We start from the raw sequence: 17833 nt of genomic DNA on the forward strand, positions 1-17833 counted from the left end.
ACAAAAGTGCCCGGCAGTTTCGGGGACACATGGCTAAAACACATCATCATTACCAGTTGCAGAAACACTAAACACATGCTTGAGAACCTGCCTTATTTCCAGAAACACCTGCCTGAAGACTTAAACCGTGTTAATGCGGTAATCAACCGTGCTGTTGAATCCGAAGTTGTCCTGATTTCACAAATAGGCCAGTATATTATCAGTGCCGGCGGTAAACGCCTGCGCCCGATAATTACCATTCTTGCCGGCAAAGCTCTGGGCTATACAGAAGACCCGCTTTTTTCACTGGCCGCCATGGTGGAATTTATCCATACCTCCACATTGCTGCACGACGATGTAGTGGATGAAAGCGACCTGCGCCGCGGCCGGGAAACTGCGAACAATCTGTTTGGCAATGCCGCTGCTGTACTGGTGGGCGATTTTCTCTACACACGAGCCTTCCAGCTGATGGTTGGCTCCGGCAGCCTGCGTATTCTCGAAGTGATGGCAGAAGCCACCAATATCATTGCTGAAGGTGAAGTCATGCAGCTGATGAATATTGGTAATATTGATGTCACTGAAGAACAGTATTTACAGGTAATCGAATACAAAACCGCCAAACTCTTTCAGGCAGCGGCACAAGTAGGTGCCATACTTGCCAAGGCTACAGAACAACAGGAACTGGCTTTAAAATATTACGGTACATATCTGGGCTCAGCTTTCCAGATTATCGATGATGTACTGGATTATGCCGGTGATGTAGAAACCATTGGTAAAAATGTCGGCGACGATCTGGCTGAGGGCAAACCTACCCTGCCACTAATTTACCTGCTTAATCAGGGCAGTGCTGCGGCCAAAGCCGATGTACGCCATGCTCTGGAACACGCCGACCGCAGCTATTTCAACAAAATTCACGATCACGTAATCAACTCTGATGCACTGGCTTATTGCACTATGCAGGCAAAAAAAGCCGTAGATGCCGCAATTAACTGCCTGAATGAGTTACCGGTTAATGAAACCACCCAGGCTATGCGAGATTTAGCCTTGGCATCTTTAGCCCGAATCTCTTAAAATAGCGGGCTATGGCAGATTTCAGCCATAGCCCTGTTTTTAAAAAGTCTCGCCGTAGTTCAACGGATAGAACACATGCCTCCTAAGCGTGCGATACAGGTTCGATTCCTGTCGGCGGGACCACTTATCAGACTTAACTGCGCAAGCTTTTAATCATCAGTTTTCTTCCTGATAATAAATCTTATAAAACTTACGTCCGTCTTCATCCCGTCCTTTTTCAATCATATCTTTACCACCGTGAATATAGATATGAAAATTTTTATCCAGCTTCACCACGCTTTTAAAATACTTCTCCTGCTTTTTTACCGCTTTGGGAGAAATAGCAAAGCTTTTAACCGGTTCTAATTGATTTTCCTGAGCATAATTCTGGCTGAAATCTTGATATTGCTGAATCAGATCATCATTTGCAAAAACCCGCTGCTCAAACTCCTGCAAATCAAACTGCTCATTATTTTTAAAGTAATCAACAGACCTATTCAGCAAACCGATTTTTTCTGATTTACTCTCCTCATCATCAGCGTCCATGGTCTGAGCAATAAATTGCTTGGCTGTTTCCATAATCTGAGTAGTCTGATGATATTCATTATTAACTGGTCTGATACTTAAAAAATCCTCAGTCCAGTATTTGGCCTCTGCATGTTTGTTGGTATTATCCACAACAGCAACCAGATAACCCTGCTCTGAATGCAGATTAAAAATCAGACAGCCTTTATCCAGCTTCTGAATACTTAATCCTTCAATATCAGCCAAATCATAACCATTCTGCCGGTCTTCAACTTTCAGAATTTTTTGCTTGTTTTCTGATTTAAAGATGCCAATACAATCCACTATTTCATCATCTACTGTACAGTCGGCAAGATAAAATACGCCCAATTCTCCGGGCTTAATTTGCGGATGGTTACTTTTATCATACAGATAACGCCCCATATTTTTAGACTGATTAATAAAATCATCAATATCTGTATGCTCAAACATGGCTTTGATAATGGAATAAACCGGATTGAGCTCTAAATCAGGAAAAAAATGAAACTGATACAACTCATCAAATTTAAAATTGGAAGTAATCAATTTATTAAGTGTTTCTTCCACATTTTCATAATTACTTAATTTATCACACAGCCGCACACCATCCGCAGTACTTTTGTTGCCAATACTGTGTATGATCAATCTACTAATATTTCCAAGAACAAATTTCGGCATAGATTCAAACATTCTTATAATCAATAAACAAAATTAATAAGCGCTGGTTATACCTGCGCTTATTTGTTTTTTTTACCAAGCTTTTCTGGATAACAAGAAAAAAAGTATTAACGCGAGGAGAACAAAAATAGCACCAACCAATCCAATATAATGAGTTGACAGTTTCACTAATACCTGGCTGCCGACAAAGGCTCCTCCACCGATACCTATATTATAAATGCCTGAATAAACAGATGTGGCAATGTCAGTCGCATCAGGGGCTGCATCGATCACTTTACTTTGCATTACCATACCAATAATGGTAATGGCTAATCCCCATATCACGCCTTGTATCATCGCGGTGTAGAGACTAAAGGAGCTAAAATAGAGTGATAATAAGCACGCCATCAATAATATTACGGGGACAACTAATATCGCTGTCGGATATTTACTTGCGTATCGAGTAAAAATAACACTACCAATCATGCCCGAAAATCCAATAACCAATAAGAGATGGACAACAACTTCCTGACTGAATCCGCCCACTTTCATCATAAATGGCGTGATGTATGTATAGGCAGTAAAATGTCCTGTGATAATAATAGCTGTTAATAAGTAAATATTGAGTAAGGCCGGTCGTTTTAACACTTTTGGCAGATTTTTGATTGAAATGGTATTAATACTGGGGACTTTAGGAAGTAAGTAAATCAATAAAACTAAAATACCAAAAGCAATGCCACCAATACATAAAAACGTGACACGCCAACCGACTAATTCCCCTATTTTGGTACCAATAGGAATTCCGAGCACCGTTGCCATTGATGTGCCAACTACGATAAAACTCATTGCTTTGGCTTTTTTGCCATTCGGCGCCAACTGAACAGCTAAAGGCGTGGTAATAGCCCAAAATACAGCATGTGCACAAGCGATACCAATACGAGCTGTCATTAAGCTATAAAAATTCCAGGCAAAACCAGCTAATAAGTGGCTGCCGATAAATAAACAAAACAGCAAAATGAGGAGCTTGCGACGCTCCATTCTGGATGTTAATACGGTTAAGGGTAAAGATAGTAATGATACTGCCCATGCATATATCGTTAATAATAACCCTGCATGAGCGACATCCATCGAAAAGCTTTCTGCAATATTAGGCAGTAAACCAACCGGTACAAATTCGGTGGTATTGAAAATAAATCCGGCAAAAGCTAAACAAAGAATCGACCACCATATCTGAGAGCGCTTTTTAGCATTGTTCATGATTTTACTTAACGACGGGATAAATTAATTGTTGGTAATTATAACTGGAGATTAACCATTAAAAGCTTAATTGGTATGCTAGCATTAACGCCAGCAATCAACTTATCAATCAATTAAAATTCAGTAATTTATCCTAGTCACTTGGTAATATATGATTTGTTAAAATTGTTGGAAACAAATTTTGTTTTCAATAACTATTGAATCAATAAAGGAATTAATAAAATACTTAAACCTAATAAGGTTAGCAGTGTTTAGCTGTAAAGTATTTCCTTAATTTAATATTCCTCATTTCACTATCTGGGTTGGCAAGATTATATTTGTCCGTATAATCATTTAAGCTCTTAGTCAGTTTTATACTATGTTCCATCCAAGCAAATAACTTATTACAACTTTTCCTACTGTTTAATCTAAACTTAATTATTGATATTGCAGTTCTACCTTAAACTCAGCATTATCATTTTTTGCTTTTCATATCACCATCAATCAGACCAATTAGTTTAGTAAGCTTTTTTGAAAGTAATGGTAAAAATCTTTATCTAACAATTTCTGACGACAGTGTTGTTTAAATTCCAACATAATTATTTCATCTCCAAGACTGATTTTTTGCTTGTATGCTACGCATGCGATAGAGATTAAATCTTTTCCGAGAATATATTTATATTAAAGTTTATCCTGGAATAATATTTTTCAACCTTTTGTTTTTGAAAATTATTTCATCGATTATTGAATACTGTTTTTTTGTTCTGGATAATATATCATGATAATAATCATTTAAACTTTTCTTGATATACTGTGCGTATTCAGTACAGTTAAATTCAATTAATAATTCCCTGTTTGAATCAAAAATTACATTTACAATTGTTTCATCTTCATCCCTACGTAGTTTGATATTAAAATTATTATATTCATTATGTATTTTTAATATTTTATTGCTAGATAAATCGATATAGTGTTTCTTTGCATAATTGATAAAATTTTTACATTTACGTAAAATAAAACTATTAATTAGCATTTCTTTATCTTTATTAATTGGAACAAAAATCCTCAAAGTAAATTTATCTTTTTTTAGGGGGTTTAGGAGGCGAACCATTCTTATTGTTGTAGTAAATTTATTAAAGATCTTTTCCGGTTCCTTTTCTGCATCAATACTTTCAAAATATTCATTTAATGCTTTTAATTTTTTTAATACATACTCTGTTTCAAAATAATCATGATTCATATCTTCAATCATCGCAATAAAATTTAATTTTGTTAATGAAAAAAGACCATCAATATTATCCAACTTGTTTTCTAATTCTAATTTTCTGTCATTCACAATAAACTTAGCAAAGAAATATTCCTGAAATGAACGATGGATAAATTCAAAAAAACTACCATCCTGTAAAAGTAAAGACACTGAATGCACAAAATCATATCGAATATCATTACTTTTACATATTTTATCTGAACTCAGCGTTTGTGAAGCCAAATCTATATATTTATCAATTTCTTGCAAACTAAATCTATATTTTTTTTTCTGATAAGTTATTGCACAAAAATACATAAAAACTTTTTCTAAGTTTTCATGGGATAGCTTGCTTTTTAATGGCCGGAGAAATCGTCCTTTTGATGCATCGTGTTCTTTAATCAAAACTTGAAAACATTTTTCATAGAAAATATGCCTTTTAGCCGGAATATCGCCATATTCATCAAATGTCAGTAGCATCATTGATGCTAATAAAGGATTTGAGAGAAATTCTTTATGCTTTGCAAATTTATATTCCGTTAAAAACTCAAGAAACTCTGTTTTTCTTTCTTTAACATAATCAATTTTTTTAATGAATGATTGGCATTGGCGATAATCAAAGGGAAGCAAGTGCGCAACATAAAAATTTTCCCACGTTGTGAATTCATTCGGGCGGCTTGTTACAACAAAGGGGCAATCCGGGTATTTTAAAGTTAATTTGATTATTTCCTCTTGAATATTGCCTTGTTGCGAATCACTTACTTCGTCCAAACCATCAATTAAAAAATAAAATAAGCCTTTTTCTAAACCATATGTAAATTGTTCTTGGGTAAAACTATCTGAATATGTCTTGATAGATTCATATATGTAATCAAGTAGTGTTTGAGTATCTGATGATATATTTCTTAATTCAACAAAAATAGGATAAAAATTGACCTGATTATCAATTAATTCTTTATAAATTTTTTTTAGAAAAATTGTTTTACCATTTCCTGCATAGCCTGAAATAATAGTTCTGTGTAAATTTGAGGCTATTGATAACTTTATTTCATCTTCTTCTAAAATATCATCATCTATTTTAAATTGCAGTGGCTCGTAAATTTTATCCAGTTCTGTAGGTCTATCCCTTTTCAGTAAGGTACGCACAAAAGCACATCTTTGGTAATTTGCTTTTATATATTCTGGCAGCCCTTTATTTAGTTTCATTTCATGTTTTTTATATTGTGCAATACAGAATTCAGGGGCTTTTTTAGAAATATAACTAGCCAAATTATTAATAAATTTTTCAATTGCTTTAGTAATTAACATTTCTGTAATCATAGTTAATATCTTTTATTTAATTTATATTTAAGTTGTTAGAATTATATATCATTTAGCATTAAACAAAGCTTCAGTATTTACTTAAAAATAATTTATCTGCTGAATAAAGATAAATGCTATTTGTTTTCCATTTAAAATACAGCAATAATACTCTGTTTACAAAAACTGACTTATTCAATTTCTAAGGATTTTTTATGTCTACCCTACTCCCCATCACCGAAATTGCCCGCAACAGCAGCATTCCCGAACAATACCTTATTCCTTACGGCCGTGAAGTAGCTAAAGTAGATTTAAAGGTGATTCAGCCGGATAGCAAACAGGGTAAGCTGGTGCTGGTGTCGGCTATTACGCCGACACCGCTGGGAGAAGGTAAAACAGTAACCACCATCGGGCTGAGTCAGGGGCTGAACTTTATCGGTAAGAAAGCAATTGCCTGTATCCGCCAGCCCAGTCTGGGGCCGGTATTCGGGGTAAAAGGAGGGGCAGCCGGCGGCGGTCAGGCACAGGTTTTGCCGATGGAAAAGCTGAATCTGCATTTAACCGGTGATATTCACGCTATTACAGCGGCTCATGATCTCGCCTCTGCGGCACTGGATGCACGCTTATACCATGAAGAACATCTGGGCGAGGAGTTTACGGCGCAAACCAAGCTGCCGCGGCTGAATATTGATAAAAACCGGATTGTCTGGAAACGGGTAATCGACCACAACGACCGTGCATTGCGCCGGATTAAAGTAGGTGTGGGCGGTGGTGTTAATGGTGTGGAGCGTGAAGACGGGTTTGAGATTTCTGCTGCTTCCGAATTAATGGCGATTCTGGCTCTGGCGACGGATTTACAGGATATGCGCCAGCGTATCGGGCGGATTATTCTGGCTTATGATACTCAGGGCAATCCAATTACGGCAGAAAAACTTCAGGTAGCCGGTGCGATGACGGTGTTACTGAAAGATGCGATTAATCCGAATCTGATGCAGACGGCAGAACAGACCCCAGTACTAATTCATGCCGGACCGTTTGCCAATATTGCCCATGGTAATTCTTCGGTGCTGGCGGATATGGTCGGTCTGCAAGTGGCGGATTATGTGGTAACAGAAGCTGGTTTCGGCTCTGATATGGGCATGGAGAAATTCTTTAATATTAAATATCGCCAGACAGGTGTGGCGCCTTCATGCGTTGTATTGGTAGCCACGGTACGCAGTCTGAAATCGAATAGCGGCCGGTTTAATATTAAGCCGGGTCAGCCATTACCGGCAGAAGTTACTCAGTGTAATGTTGAGCTGCTGGCTGAAGGCAGTGCTAATCTGGGCTGGCACATTCAGAATGCGAAAAGCTATGGCCTGCCTGTGATTGTGGCTATTAACCGCTTCCCGTACGACCATCAGGAAGAGCTGGATTTTGTACGCCAGTATGCGCTGGAACACGGTGCCTGTGCATGTGAAATCAGTGATGCGTTTACTCAGGGTGGTGCGGGTACTCAGGCTCTGGCTCAGCATGTAGTCGCTGCCTGCAATCAGGAAAATTCGGTTACTCTGCCCTATGCTGACAATATACCGCTGCCGGAAAAAATTCAGACCATGGTGAAGAAATACGGAGCACGTCAGGCTAATCTGTCGGCACAGGCTTTGCAGAATATTGAAGAAATCAAGCAGCTTAAGCTTGATCATTTACCGTTATGCATGGTGAAAACACCATTATCTATCAGTGCAGACCCGAATCTGAAAAATGTGCCGACAGATTTTGATGTTGAAATTGCCCGTTTACAGGTATCGGCCGGGGCAGGCTTTATCCGTGTATATGCGGGTAATGTGATGACTATGCCAGGGCTGGGTACTCTGCCTGCTTATCAACAGATTGATATTGATGCTGAAGGTAATATTGTCGGTTTACATTAAAATTTAACAGAACCGCCGGTCGGTTGCCGTCTGAGTGACAATCCATGCTTATGCCACAAGAGTTTTATGCTTTTGTGGCATTTTTATGTATATTAGTCTGAATTCAACAACCATGAACATCTGAGCCTTGGATAAAGATTATGGCTTATGGCCAAAAGCTGGCTGCAATACCGATTATAAGGTTAAAATTAATTCAGCGCGGCTTATATGGTATTTTTCTGATTAATTATTTATGTTTAGATTATAAATTATAGTTGTTATTATTAATTTTAAAGTTTAAAATCATTAAATATAAATTTAAAAATTAATTTATTTATCTATAAATTAAATTATCAAGTGTGATTTATCATTTAAATTAATATTTTTTAAGTTTTATATTACAAATGTATTTTCAATATGCTTTTTTTAATCTAAAATTATAAAAAGCTTACCGATTATTCTGATAAGTCTAACCGGTAAGCCACAATTCAGATTTCCGTATGTCTGTTGTGTTTTATTTATTCCGTTTAAGCCAGAGGTTGCAGTAATGCATCGAATGCATCCACAAACTGTTGTAAGCCTTCTTGCTGCAAGCGCACTGCGAGGGATTCAAGATTAATACCCAGCTTCTGAATTTCAATCAGTATGTTTTTAGCCTGCTGTACATCTTGTGTCAGTGTGGCATTAGCATGTCCATGATCGATAAAGGCATTAAGCGTGTTGGTGGGTACGGTATTAATGGTATCAGCACCAATAATATTTTCTACATAGCAAACATCGGAATACGCCGGATTTTTAGTCCCTGTGGATGCCCATAGCAAACGCAGTGGTGCTGCCTGCTGTGCAGCCAGATCGGTAAATTCACGGCTCTGGATAAATTCCTGCCATTCAGCATAAGCTGTTTTGGCCAGTGCAATGGCGGTTTTACCCTGCAAAGATTCCGGCAGAGTAATGTCCAGAGCGCTGTCAATGCGGGACAGGAAAAAGCTGGCGACTACCTGAATACGGTTAACCGGCAGATTTTGCGCCAGACGCTGGCGAATGCCGGCAGCGTGTGCCTGCCATGCTTTGCTAAGCTGGGTTTTAGAAAACAGCAGGGTCAGGTTAACATTAATGCCCTGTGCAACCAGTGTGGTTAATGCCTGTATTCCGCTGTCTGTTGCTGGTACTTTTATCATGACATTGGGTCGGTTAAGAACTTCCCATAGTCGCTGTGCTTCGGTAATGGTAGCCTGAGCATCATCGGCCAGATCTGGCGCCACTTCAAGGCTGACAAATCCGGCTTTACCCTGACTGCGTTCATACAATGGCAGACAGACATCACATGCAGCCTGTACATCGGCCACGGCCAGTTGTTCATAACGCTGTTTGGGGGACAGCGGCTGCTGTTTTAGCTGGTTAATATCATTCTGGTAAAGGGTATCGCTGGCAAAAGCTTTTTGAAAAATGGCCGGATTGGAAGTCACGCCACTGATACCCGCCTCAAGCATATGTGCCAGTTCACCTGACTGAATCAGGTTCCTGGAAAGATTATCCAGCCAGATTTGCTGCCCTAATGTATTGACTTGAGCTAATACGGCCATATTATTTCCTTATAGTAAATATATGTTAGATATGTTTTATTAAGGTTAATCAATCGATTAAACTGGTTATTCATGAATTATGGATTACTCTAACGAGGATGGTGTAATTTGACAAGTTCCGAAGCAAACAAAATAACCGGTATCAGGTTATAATCCGGTTAACTTTATTGTGTTTTCGTTTGCTTATTATTACTGCTGATGATGTTATGAATTTACAGGTTAAATATTTAGGCTGGGGTAAAGAAGTTTTTGCTATTGAAGAGCAGTCGATACGTGAAGTTGCCAATAGTCTGGATGAGCATTTTGCTGAGGCGGTAACGACTATTCTCGACTGCCGCGGACGGGTGATTATCACCGGTATGGGCAAAAGCGGCCATATCGGGCGTAAGATTGCCGCTTCAATGGCGTCTACCGGCACACCGGCTTATTTTGTGCATCCGGCAGAAGCAGGACACGGCGATCTGGGTATGATTGTAGATGGCGATGTGCTGATAGCATTATCCAATTCTGGTGAAAGCGAGGAAATTCTGGCGCTGATACCGGCCATCAAACGTAAGCATGTGCAGTTGATCTGTATAACTGGTAAAACCAGTTCGAGTATGGCGAAACATGCGGATATCCATTTATGCGCACATGTATCACAGGAGGCCTGTCCGTTAGGACTGGCTCCAACATCCAGCACAACAGCGGTAATGGTATTGGGCGATGCGCTTACGGTGGCACTGCTGCGTGCACGCCAGTTTACCCCTGAAGATTTTGCGCTGAGCCATCCTGCCGGCAGTTTGGGCAAACGTCTGTTGTTAACGGTGGCTGATGTTATGCATGGCGGTCAAGATATGCCTCTGGTACAGGAAAATACGCCTTTGCGTGAAGCCATTGTTACTATGAGTGAAAAAGGTTTGGGAATGCTGCTGGTAGTCAATACTGCCGGAGAGCTTTGCGGTTTATTTACAGACGGTGATTTACGTCGTTTATTTCAGGATAACCAGCAATTAAAGGAATGGCTGATGGCCGATGTAATGGGACATACCCCTAAAACCATCTCTGCCGACCGGCTGGCGACGGAAGCCCTGAAAATCATGCAGGAGAATCATGTAAACGGGCTGGCAGTAATTGATGCAAATAATCGTCCGGTTGGTGCACTGAATATGCATGATTTATTACAGGCACGGATTGTTTAAATGCGTGAGAATGTTATGACTGAGGAATGCCGATGAATACGATGATGTCTGCCAGTGCGGTGGTTGAAGCTGCCCGGAAAATCAGGCTGTTTATTATGGATGTAGACGGCGTACTGACTGACGGTCGTATTTTTATCCGTGATAACGGCGAGGAAATCAAATCATTCCATACACTTGACGGCCACGGATTGAAGATGTTGCACCGCCACGGCATTCAAACGGCAATTATTACCGGACGCGACGCACCCTCTGTCGGTATCCGGGTACAGCAGCTTGGCATCGGATATTATTTTAAAGGTATTTCGGATAAACGCAGCTGTTATCGGCAATTATTACAGCAGCTTGGTTTAGATGAGCAGCAATGTGCTTATATCGGTGATGATGTCGTAGACTTACCGGTTATGAAACATTGCGGGCTGGCAGTTGCAGTACCCGGTTCTCATCCTTTGGTGTTACAGCATGCTGATTATGTTACTCGTGCGCCCGGTGGAGCCGGTGCAGTACGTGAAGTCTGTGATTTATTACTGGATGCACAGGGCTTTCTGGCTCAGGATATGGCGGAGTATCTGGCATGAATGTGATTCGCAGCCGCAGTAACTGGGCGTTTCCGCTGATTCTGGCTGTAGCCCTTGGCGGCATAAGCTTCTGGCTAGACCGGATTACTGATATCAAGACAGTGGAAGTTCCCCTGAATCCGAAAGAGCCTAAATATGTGATTAATTTAATCGACGGTGAACGGTATGATGAGCACGGCCAGTTAAGTGAAACCATTCACGCCACTGCTGCCCGGCAGTTTCCGCAGCAAACTGTTATTTATATTGATAATCCCAATATGGGATTATATAAAAACGGTGCTGAACTTTATCGTATTAAGGCCAATACCGGACAGTACTATACCGACAGCCGCAAGGTAGATTTACTGGGACAGGTAGTCTGGCACAAAAATCCGGTGGGAAATGAACCGGCAGGACAGCTGGAAACCAGTGTATTACATGTTGATACACAAACTCAGGTAATCAAAACTGATGCACAGGTTTCTTATCAGTATGGTATATCTCACGGTACATCACAAGGTTTCGAATACGACAAACAACGCGGCTTTCTGAATTTACCCGCACGCGTAAAGGCGATTATTTATGACCCGCACTCTCATTAACGGCAAAATTTTAGCAGTCTTTTGTCTGCTTGCCGGCAGTATGCATGCATGGGCACTGGAAAGTGACCGGCAGCAACCTATTCAGATTGAAGCCGATCAAGGCTCTCTGGATAAACAGAATCAGACAACCGTATTTACCGGTAATGTAAAAATGCGGCAGGGCAGTATGTATATGAATGCAGCCCGTATCACTGCGCATAAGGATAATGCCGGTAACCAGACAATTATTGCTGATGGCAAGCCTGCTACGTTCGGACAGCAGCTGGAAAAAGATGGCATGGTAACCGGTCACGGAGATAATGTACATTATGAAAGCCTGAGCGGTATTGTTACGATTACCGGTAATGCTCAGGTAAACCGTGGTGGTGATATGGCACGCGGTGCAGTAATTGTTTATAACACCAATACTGAGGTTTATACCGTTAAAAGCGCGCCTAAAGGCCGGGTACACGTTATTATCCAACCGCAACAGAAAAAGAAATAATCCATACTCATGAATGTAATGCCTACTGTGCCGCCAAGTCAGCTTCGTGTCAGCGGTCTGAAAAAAAGTTTTAAACAGCGTCAGGTAGTTAACGATGTCACACTGGAAGTCAACAGTGGCGAAGTAATCGGACTGCTTGGTCCGAATGGTGCCGGTAAAACCACCAGCTTCTATATGATTGTAGGGCTGATAGCGGCTGATAGTGGCAATATTATGCTAGATGGGCAGGAAATTACTCATCGTCCGGTTTATGAGCGGGCTCGTCTGGGTTTGGGATATCTGCCCCAACAACAATCAATCTTCCGTAAAATGACAGTAGCCCAGAATATCAATGCTATTCTGGAAATTAATTATCCGCCGGAAAAACGAGCCGAACAGCTGGAACTGCTACTGGCCGACCTGCATATTGAGCACCTGCGCAACAATGTTGCACGTTCCCTGTCAGGCGGTGAACAGCGTCGAGTCGAAATTGCGCGGGCACTAGCTATCAATCCACGTTTTATTCTGCTTGATGAACCGTTTGCCGGCGTTGATCCGATAGCATTGATTGATATTCAGAATCTGATTTCTTTCCTGAAACAGCGTGGTATCGGCACACTGATTACTGACCATAATGTACGTGAAACCCTGCGCATCTGTGACCGTGCATATATTATTAATCAGGGTAGTGTACTAGCTTCCGGTGTACCGGAAGAGCTGGTTAATAATGAACAGGTACGCGCTGTTTATCTGGGTGAGCATTTCGAGTATTAACTGCTTATGCAAAGGCCAGCTACTCATCTCCGACTCAGTCTTACAACCCGCCTTAGTCCGAAGCTGCAACAATCGCTACAGGTGTTGCAGCTGTCTACGCTGGAATTACAGGAACTGGTAGCCGGCTGGCTGGCAGATAATCCTTTTCTTGAGGAAGTAGAAAATACATCTGAAGACAGCTTTTCTGATACTCAGTATGTACAGCCGCCACAGCTGGGTATTATGCAAGCCGAAAGTGATGTCTGGGACACGATTGCCGACAATCCTGATATGTATGAATTGCTGCGCCGGCAGGTATGTGAATACGATCTGGATGACGTTACGGCAGCACAGGTGTATTTTCTGATAGAGAATCTGAATGAGCAGGGTTATCTGGACAGCAGTTTAACTGATCTGGTAGAAAATGCACCGCTGGAATGGCGGCTGGACGAAACAGAGCTGGCACAGGCGCTGACGATTCTGCAGCAGTTTGAACCTACTGGTGTTGGTGCTCGGAATTTACAGGAATCCCTGTTACTGCAACTGGATAATCTGTCTGACGAATCTGTCGATAATGATGAAATTCATACCTGTGCGCGCTTACTGATTAGCAAACACTTTGGTCAGTGGCTGAGTACCCATCAGTTTAAACAACTTTGCCGGCAACTGCCCCAGTTTTCTGCAAACACACTTGAAACAGCCTGTAAACTCATTGGCGCACTGAATCCTTATCCCTGTTACGGATTACCTGATCGTAATGGTATTCTGTCTGTACGCCCTGATATGGAAGTTTATATCAATAAAAGTGGTAATTGGCAGATACGCCTTCTGCATGATACTTTTCCTCAGCTGAGAATAGAACCCGGTGTCGAAGAGTGGATAGAGCAAAAAAGCACAGAGATGGACACTATGTGTAAAAACAAATGGCAGGAAGCACAAACCTGTCTTCACAGCCTGCAGATGCGTAAAACCACTCTGCAACGTCTGGGCGAATGGATTTTGCAGCAACAGCAGGATTTTTTCAGTTTTGGTTCTCTGGCGCTGGCTCCCTTAACTATTAAAGAAACAGCTCAGGCTCTCGAACTGGCAGAGAGTACTGTTTCACGGGCAATCAATCAGAAATACCTGACCTGCTCACAAGGTGTTTTTCCTCTGCGCTATTTTTTCAACCAGTCTGTTGCAGCAACGGATGATGGAACAGGTAACAGTCAGACAGCAATTAAATCACTGTTGCAAAGTATAATTAACGGAGAAGACCCGCAACATCCCTATTCTGATACACATTTGGCAAATCAGCTGGCTAAGCAGGGTATTAATCTGGCCCGGCGCACAGTTGCAAAATATCGTGAGGACTTGAAAATTCCTCCGGCGCACCAACGTAAAGTACAGTACAGTAATCATTAATTTTCAGTTAACTTCCATAAAATTTATCCTGTTTTTTCCTAAACCCTTTAAAAAGGATCAGGCTATGAATCTTAAATTTATCGGACAGAATCTTGATGTTACCGCAGCTCTGAAAGACTACACACTGAATAAGCTGGAGCGCATTATCCGTCATGCCGATCAGGTCATCAGCGCAACTGTCACTTTCTCTGTATTTAAAGTACAGAAAAAAGCTGAAATTGATTTGCATCTTTCCGGTAAAGATATCCATATTGAATGTCTGGATAATGATATGTATGCTGCTATCGATTGTCTGATGGATAAACTGGACAGGGCTGTGATTAAATATAAAGAAAAAAGGCAGCCTTCACACCAGACACCCGAAATATATACTGATACGGATACTGCTGCTGAACTTGAATAATCGGCAGATATTTTGAATATATCTCTAAAATGCATTTGTGATTTTGATTGCAGTTTTTTACTAAACTGCTCTGCCAAAGGTATATAATTAACTTTGAAATAATATTTTATTTGTAGTTAAATATTTCATAGGTAACATATAAATATTAATTAACACGCAATTCTTTATTCAGAATAGAAAGAGGTATTAACATGAAATCAAATCTAAAAACACTGACTTTAATAGCTGCAGTAGCTGCTTCTCTCTCTGCCTGTGCTGATATGACCCCAGCTCAGCGTAATACTGCTGCCGGTGTAGTAGTAGGAGGTGTGGCTGGTAATCTGTTAGGTAAAGATACTGGTGCTACTTTAGGTGGTGCTGCTCTGGGTGGCGTTATCGGTAGCCAGATTCAATAATCAAATTAGTTAACGAAAAAAGCCTGCTGTTATCAGCAGGCTTTTTTATGGCTATCAATTGGGTTATTCAGATTCCGGCTGTTCAATTTTGCTGATACGTACCCGTTCCAGACGGTGCCCGTCTTTGTTCAATACTTCAAAACGGTAACCGGCATAATCAATGGTATCTCCGACATCCGGAATATCCTGCATTTCTTCCATAATTAATCCGGCTACAGTATGGTACTCAGCATCTTCCGGTAAGGTAGGCAAATGCAGATGCTGAGCCAGAATAGCATATTCAAGACTGCCGTCTACAGTAACGCTATGATCGGCATTTTGCTGGATACTGGGCGCATCGGCACGCTCATACTCTTCTGGAAAATCACCGGCAATGGTTTCCATTAAATCTTTCATGCTAACCAGTCCGAGTACAGCGCCAAATTCATCAACTACCAGCGCAATATCAGCACTTCGCGAACGAAACAGCTCCATAGCATCAAGTACAGTGCTGCTGTCCGGTAAGACCAGCGGCTGTCGTAACGCAGCCTGAATATTTAATTGCTCTCCGCTCAATAACTGGTTAAGTAAATCTTTTTTATTCACAAATCCCAGCGGCTCATCAATTCCGGCCTTTCCTACTACTACCAGCCGTGAAAATGGTGTGCTTTGTAATTGTTGGCACTGCTGCTCACGCGGCTGAGATAAATCCAGACGTTCAATATCACTGCGCGGTGTCATGACACCCATTATCGGACGTTCGGCCAGAGTAAGTACGCTGCGAATCATGGATTTTTCATTTTCTTCAAAATGTTCGTCATCATCAGTTTGCGTACCATTTTTAGCCAGCTCTTTTTCACGCAGACCCATCATACCCAGCACACTATCAGCGGTACGATAACGCCAAGAGCGGCCAATCATATCGTTACGACGGGTATTCCGGGTAGAAATCTGATTAAATATCTCAATCAGAATGGAGAAAGCAATAGCGGCATACAGATAACCCTTTGGTATTTCAAAGTGTAAGCCTTCAGCAATCAGGCTGAACCCTATCATAAGTAAAAAGCCCAGACACAGCATCACTACTGTAGGATGGCGATTTACAAACTCTGTTAATGGTCCGCTTGCCCAAATCATCATTGCCATAGCAATAATCACGGCCAGCATTGCCACTGTAATGTGTTGCACCATGGCGACAGCGGTAATAACTGAATCAAGTGAAAATACCGCGTCAAGCACGACAATTTGTAATACCACACTCCAGAAACTGGCATAAACGGAGACATTGGTAATTGACGCCATAGCAGTATGCCCTTCCAGCCGTTCATGCAACTCAGTTGTTGCCTTATAGAGCAGGAAGAGTCCGCCACCGAACATAATCAGATCTTTAACTGAAATGGCAAAACCGCTGATATGTACAAAGGGCTTGGTCAGGGTAATGATAAAAGACATCAGTGCCAGCATCAGAATGCGAATCAGCACTGCCAGAGACAAACCAGCTATACGGGCATGGTCGCGCTTTTTCGGACTGGCTTTATTCGCCAGTATGGCTACAAATACAAGATTATCGATACCCAGAACGATTTCAAGAATTATCAGGGTAATCAGCCCTACCCATGTGGCCGGTTCTCCTAACCAGCTAAAATCCATTTTCTTTTCCTATGCGTTAAATACAAACAGGCAGCCTGCTACATGAGCAAGGCTGCCTTAAATCAGAGAAAAAACACGTCTACATGCACGATACAACTGCTCGAGACCTCGTCTTCCATCTGAAAGTTTCCTTAAAATAATCTTAAATGCAGTTTAGCAGCATAAAACAAAAAATCAAGTACCCCGCCTGAAAGCAAGCATTTACATAAACAGCTGAATCCGGATTGGGCTCAAAATATGGTATGCTATCACCTTACTATTTTTTTAATTACTCATGAATCTGTTTCGTCACGCCCGTTTTTATACTACCGTTAATCATCTGAAAGACCTGCCCGCAACAACCGCTGAAATTGCTTTTGTCGGTCGCAGCAATGCGGGTAAATCAAGCGCAATCAATACACTGACTAATCATACTCGTCTGGCTTATGTATCCAAAACTCCAGGCCGTACCCAGCACATTAATTTTTTTGAACTGACTAATGGCGGGTTTATGGTGGATTTACCCGGTTATGGTTACGCTCAGGTACCTGAGGCAATCCGCAGACACTGGGTGACACTACTGGGCGATTACCTACAAACACGCAAGCAGCTGATCGGACTGATTCTGATTATGGATGCCCGCCACCCGCTTAAAGAGCTGGACAAACAGATGCTTGATTTTTTCGCGGTAACTCGGCGCCCTGTCCATATTCTGCTCTCTAAAGCAGATAAATTATCAAAAAACGATCAAATTAAAACCTTGGCGAGTGTGAAAAAAGCACTTCAACCTTACATTGCCCGCCAGCAAGTTACGGTACAACTGTTTTCCAGTTTGAAAAAGCAAGGTATAGATGAGGTCAATCAAATTGCCACTGATTGGTTTACCCAACAAACTAATCTGACAACAGATGCAGACAAACCAGACCAGAGAACCACAGATTAATAGTTATCTGTCGTACTATACATCTGCCAGACTAAAACCATA

General features: G+C 41.2%; 16 protein-coding genes and 1 tRNA gene. 12 read left to right on the top strand and 5 right to left on the bottom strand.

Annotated features, from left to right (window positions below):
- The first annotated feature begins 75 nt into the window (after positions 1-75).
- Together GYY70_RS08855 and GYY70_RS08860 are read left to right on the top strand one after the other, a co-directional pair.
- Positions 76-1050 carry a polyprenyl synthetase family protein gene (locus GYY70_RS08855; protein WP_174832091.1) on the top strand — a complete coding sequence of 325 codons (975 nt, stop codon included), beginning with the start codon at positions 76-78 and terminating at the stop codon, positions 1048-1050.
- A gap of 48 nt (positions 1051-1098) precedes the next feature.
- Positions 1099-1173: transfer RNA gene (locus GYY70_RS08860), tRNA-Arg, on the top strand.
- Between the two features lie 33 nt (positions 1174-1206).
- Here the strand turns inward: GYY70_RS08860 and GYY70_RS08865 are convergent.
- The 3 genes from GYY70_RS08865 to GYY70_RS08875 all read right to left on the bottom strand — a co-directional run bounded on the left by GYY70_RS08865 (position 1207) and on the right by GYY70_RS08875 (position 6031).
- Positions 1207-2262 (bottom strand): nucleoid-associated protein, encoded by a 1056-nt coding sequence (locus GYY70_RS08865; RefSeq protein WP_202984463.1) that lies wholly within the window; start codon positions 2260-2262, stop codon positions 1207-1209.
- Between the two features lie 60 nt (positions 2263-2322).
- Positions 2323-3486 (bottom strand): sugar transporter, encoded by a 1164-nt coding sequence (locus GYY70_RS08870; protein WP_084565529.1) that lies wholly within the window; start codon positions 3484-3486, stop codon positions 2323-2325.
- A gap of 667 nt (positions 3487-4153) precedes the next feature.
- Positions 4154-6031: an NACHT domain-containing NTPase gene (locus GYY70_RS08875; protein ID WP_174832092.1), complete on the bottom strand. Its 1878-nt coding sequence runs from the start codon at positions 6029-6031 to the stop codon at positions 4154-4156.
- 194 nt (positions 6032-6225) lie between these two features.
- On the opposite strand from GYY70_RS08875, the gene GYY70_RS08880 reads away from it, so the two are divergent.
- Complete coding sequence (locus GYY70_RS08880; RefSeq protein WP_174832093.1) at positions 6226-7923, top strand: formate--tetrahydrofolate ligase; 1698 nt, start codon at positions 6226-6228, stop codon at positions 7921-7923.
- A 506-nt stretch (positions 7924-8429) separates the two neighbouring features.
- Here GYY70_RS08880 and tal read toward each other — a convergent pair.
- Positions 8430-9485 (bottom strand): transaldolase, encoded by a 1056-nt coding sequence (gene tal / locus GYY70_RS08885; RefSeq protein ID WP_174832094.1) that lies wholly within the window; start codon positions 9483-9485, stop codon positions 8430-8432.
- Positions 9486-9691: 206 nt separating this feature from the next.
- Here tal and GYY70_RS08890 point away from each other — a divergent pair, with 206 nt between their 5' ends.
- The 8 genes from GYY70_RS08890 to GYY70_RS08925 all read left to right on the top strand — a co-directional run bounded on the left by GYY70_RS08890 (position 9692) and on the right by GYY70_RS08925 (position 15240).
- Positions 9692-10666 carry a KpsF/GutQ family sugar-phosphate isomerase gene (locus tag GYY70_RS08890; protein ID WP_174832095.1) on the top strand — a complete coding sequence of 325 codons (975 nt, stop codon included), beginning with the start codon at positions 9692-9694 and terminating at the stop codon, positions 10664-10666.
- 41 nt (positions 10667-10707) lie between these two features.
- Complete coding sequence (gene kdsC, locus GYY70_RS08895) at positions 10708-11241, top strand: 3-deoxy-manno-octulosonate-8-phosphatase KdsC (protein WP_025331270.1); 534 nt, start codon at positions 10708-10710, stop codon at positions 11239-11241.
- Positions 11238-11822, top strand: a complete 585-nt coding sequence (lptC, locus tag GYY70_RS08900) for an LPS export ABC transporter periplasmic protein LptC (RefSeq protein WP_084547647.1) — start codon at positions 11238-11240, stop codon at positions 11820-11822. Before kdsC ends, lptC begins: the two co-directional genes overlap by 4 nt.
- Positions 11803-12306 (top strand): lipopolysaccharide transport periplasmic protein LptA, encoded by a 504-nt coding sequence (lptA, locus tag GYY70_RS08905; protein ID WP_037392713.1) that lies wholly within the window; start codon positions 11803-11805, stop codon positions 12304-12306. Before lptC ends, lptA begins: the two co-directional genes overlap by 20 nt.
- A gap of 9 nt (positions 12307-12315) precedes the next feature.
- Positions 12316-13059: an LPS export ABC transporter ATP-binding protein gene (lptB, locus tag GYY70_RS08910; RefSeq protein WP_078475710.1), complete on the top strand. Its 744-nt coding sequence runs from the start codon at positions 12316-12318 to the stop codon at positions 13057-13059.
- Between the two features lie 6 nt (positions 13060-13065).
- On the top strand, positions 13066-14442 hold the full coding sequence (rpoN, locus tag GYY70_RS08915) for an RNA polymerase factor sigma-54 (protein WP_174832096.1): 1377 nt from the start codon (positions 13066-13068) through the stop codon (positions 14440-14442).
- Between the two features lie 64 nt (positions 14443-14506).
- The gene (gene hpf, locus GYY70_RS08920; RefSeq protein ID WP_174832097.1) at positions 14507-14845 is read left to right on the top strand and encodes a ribosome hibernation-promoting factor, HPF/YfiA family; all 339 of its coding nucleotides are present in this window, start codon (positions 14507-14509) and stop codon (positions 14843-14845) included.
- Between the two features lie 191 nt (positions 14846-15036).
- The gene (locus GYY70_RS08925) at positions 15037-15240 is read left to right on the top strand and encodes a glycine zipper 2TM domain-containing protein (protein ID WP_174832098.1); all 204 of its coding nucleotides are present in this window, start codon (positions 15037-15039) and stop codon (positions 15238-15240) included.
- Positions 15241-15303: 63 nt separating this feature from the next.
- On the opposite strand, the gene GYY70_RS08930 is transcribed toward GYY70_RS08925, so the two are convergent.
- A complete protein-coding gene (locus tag GYY70_RS08930) occupies positions 15304-16869 on the bottom strand; it encodes a TerC family protein (RefSeq protein ID WP_025331277.1) in 1566 nt (521 codons plus the stop codon).
- Positions 16870-17143: 274 nt separating this feature from the next.
- Here GYY70_RS08930 and yihA point away from each other — a divergent pair, with 274 nt between their 5' ends.
- Complete coding sequence (gene yihA / locus GYY70_RS08935) at positions 17144-17791, top strand: ribosome biogenesis GTP-binding protein YihA/YsxC (protein ID WP_174832099.1); 648 nt, start codon at positions 17144-17146, stop codon at positions 17789-17791.
- The last annotated feature ends 42 nt before the right edge of the window (positions 17792-17833 follow it).

Source organism: Snodgrassella sp. ESL0324 (assembly GCF_013344955.1).
In the GTDB taxonomy this organism is placed as follows: Bacteria; Pseudomonadota; Gammaproteobacteria; order Burkholderiales; family Neisseriaceae; genus Snodgrassella; species Snodgrassella alvi.

What these genes read in the sequence shown, in the direction of transcription:
- lptA (WP_037392713.1), top strand. Translation starts at nt 11,803, where the DNA reads ATGACCCGCACTCTCATTAACGGCAAAATTTTAGCAGTCTTTTGTCTG.
- rpoN (WP_174832096.1), top strand. Translation starts at nt 13,066, where the DNA reads ATGCAAAGGCCAGCTACTCATCTCCGACTCAGTCTTACAACCCGCCTT.
- lptC (WP_084547647.1), top strand. Translation starts at nt 11,238, where the DNA reads ATGAATGTGATTCGCAGCCGCAGTAACTGGGCGTTTCCGCTGATTCTG.
- tal (WP_174832094.1), bottom strand. Translation starts at nt 9,485, where the DNA reads ATGGCCGTATTAGCTCAAGTCAATACATTAGGGCAGCAAATCTGGCTG.
- GYY70_RS08925 (WP_174832098.1), top strand. Translation starts at nt 15,037, where the DNA reads ATGAAATCAAATCTAAAAACACTGACTTTAATAGCTGCAGTAGCTGCT.
- GYY70_RS08875 (WP_174832092.1), bottom strand. Translation starts at nt 6,031, where the DNA reads ATGATTACAGAAATGTTAATTACTAAAGCAATTGAAAAATTTATTAAT.
- hpf (WP_174832097.1), top strand. Translation starts at nt 14,507, where the DNA reads ATGAATCTTAAATTTATCGGACAGAATCTTGATGTTACCGCAGCTCTG.
- GYY70_RS08930 (WP_025331277.1), bottom strand. Translation starts at nt 16,869, where the DNA reads ATGGATTTTAGCTGGTTAGGAGAACCGGCCACATGGGTAGGGCTGATT.
- kdsC (WP_025331270.1), top strand. Translation starts at nt 10,708, where the DNA reads ATGATGTCTGCCAGTGCGGTGGTTGAAGCTGCCCGGAAAATCAGGCTG.
- GYY70_RS08855 (WP_174832091.1), top strand. Translation starts at nt 76, where the DNA reads ATGCTTGAGAACCTGCCTTATTTCCAGAAACACCTGCCTGAAGACTTA.
- lptB (WP_078475710.1), top strand. Translation starts at nt 12,316, where the DNA reads ATGAATGTAATGCCTACTGTGCCGCCAAGTCAGCTTCGTGTCAGCGGT.
- yihA (WP_174832099.1), top strand. Translation starts at nt 17,144, where the DNA reads ATGAATCTGTTTCGTCACGCCCGTTTTTATACTACCGTTAATCATCTG.
- GYY70_RS08890 (WP_174832095.1), top strand. Translation starts at nt 9,692, where the DNA reads ATGAATTTACAGGTTAAATATTTAGGCTGGGGTAAAGAAGTTTTTGCT.
- GYY70_RS08865 (WP_202984463.1), bottom strand. Translation starts at nt 2,262, where the DNA reads ATGTTTGAATCTATGCCGAAATTTGTTCTTGGAAATATTAGTAGATTG.
- GYY70_RS08880 (WP_174832093.1), top strand. Translation starts at nt 6,226, where the DNA reads ATGTCTACCCTACTCCCCATCACCGAAATTGCCCGCAACAGCAGCATT.
- GYY70_RS08870 (WP_084565529.1), bottom strand. Translation starts at nt 3,486, where the DNA reads ATGAACAATGCTAAAAAGCGCTCTCAGATATGGTGGTCGATTCTTTGT.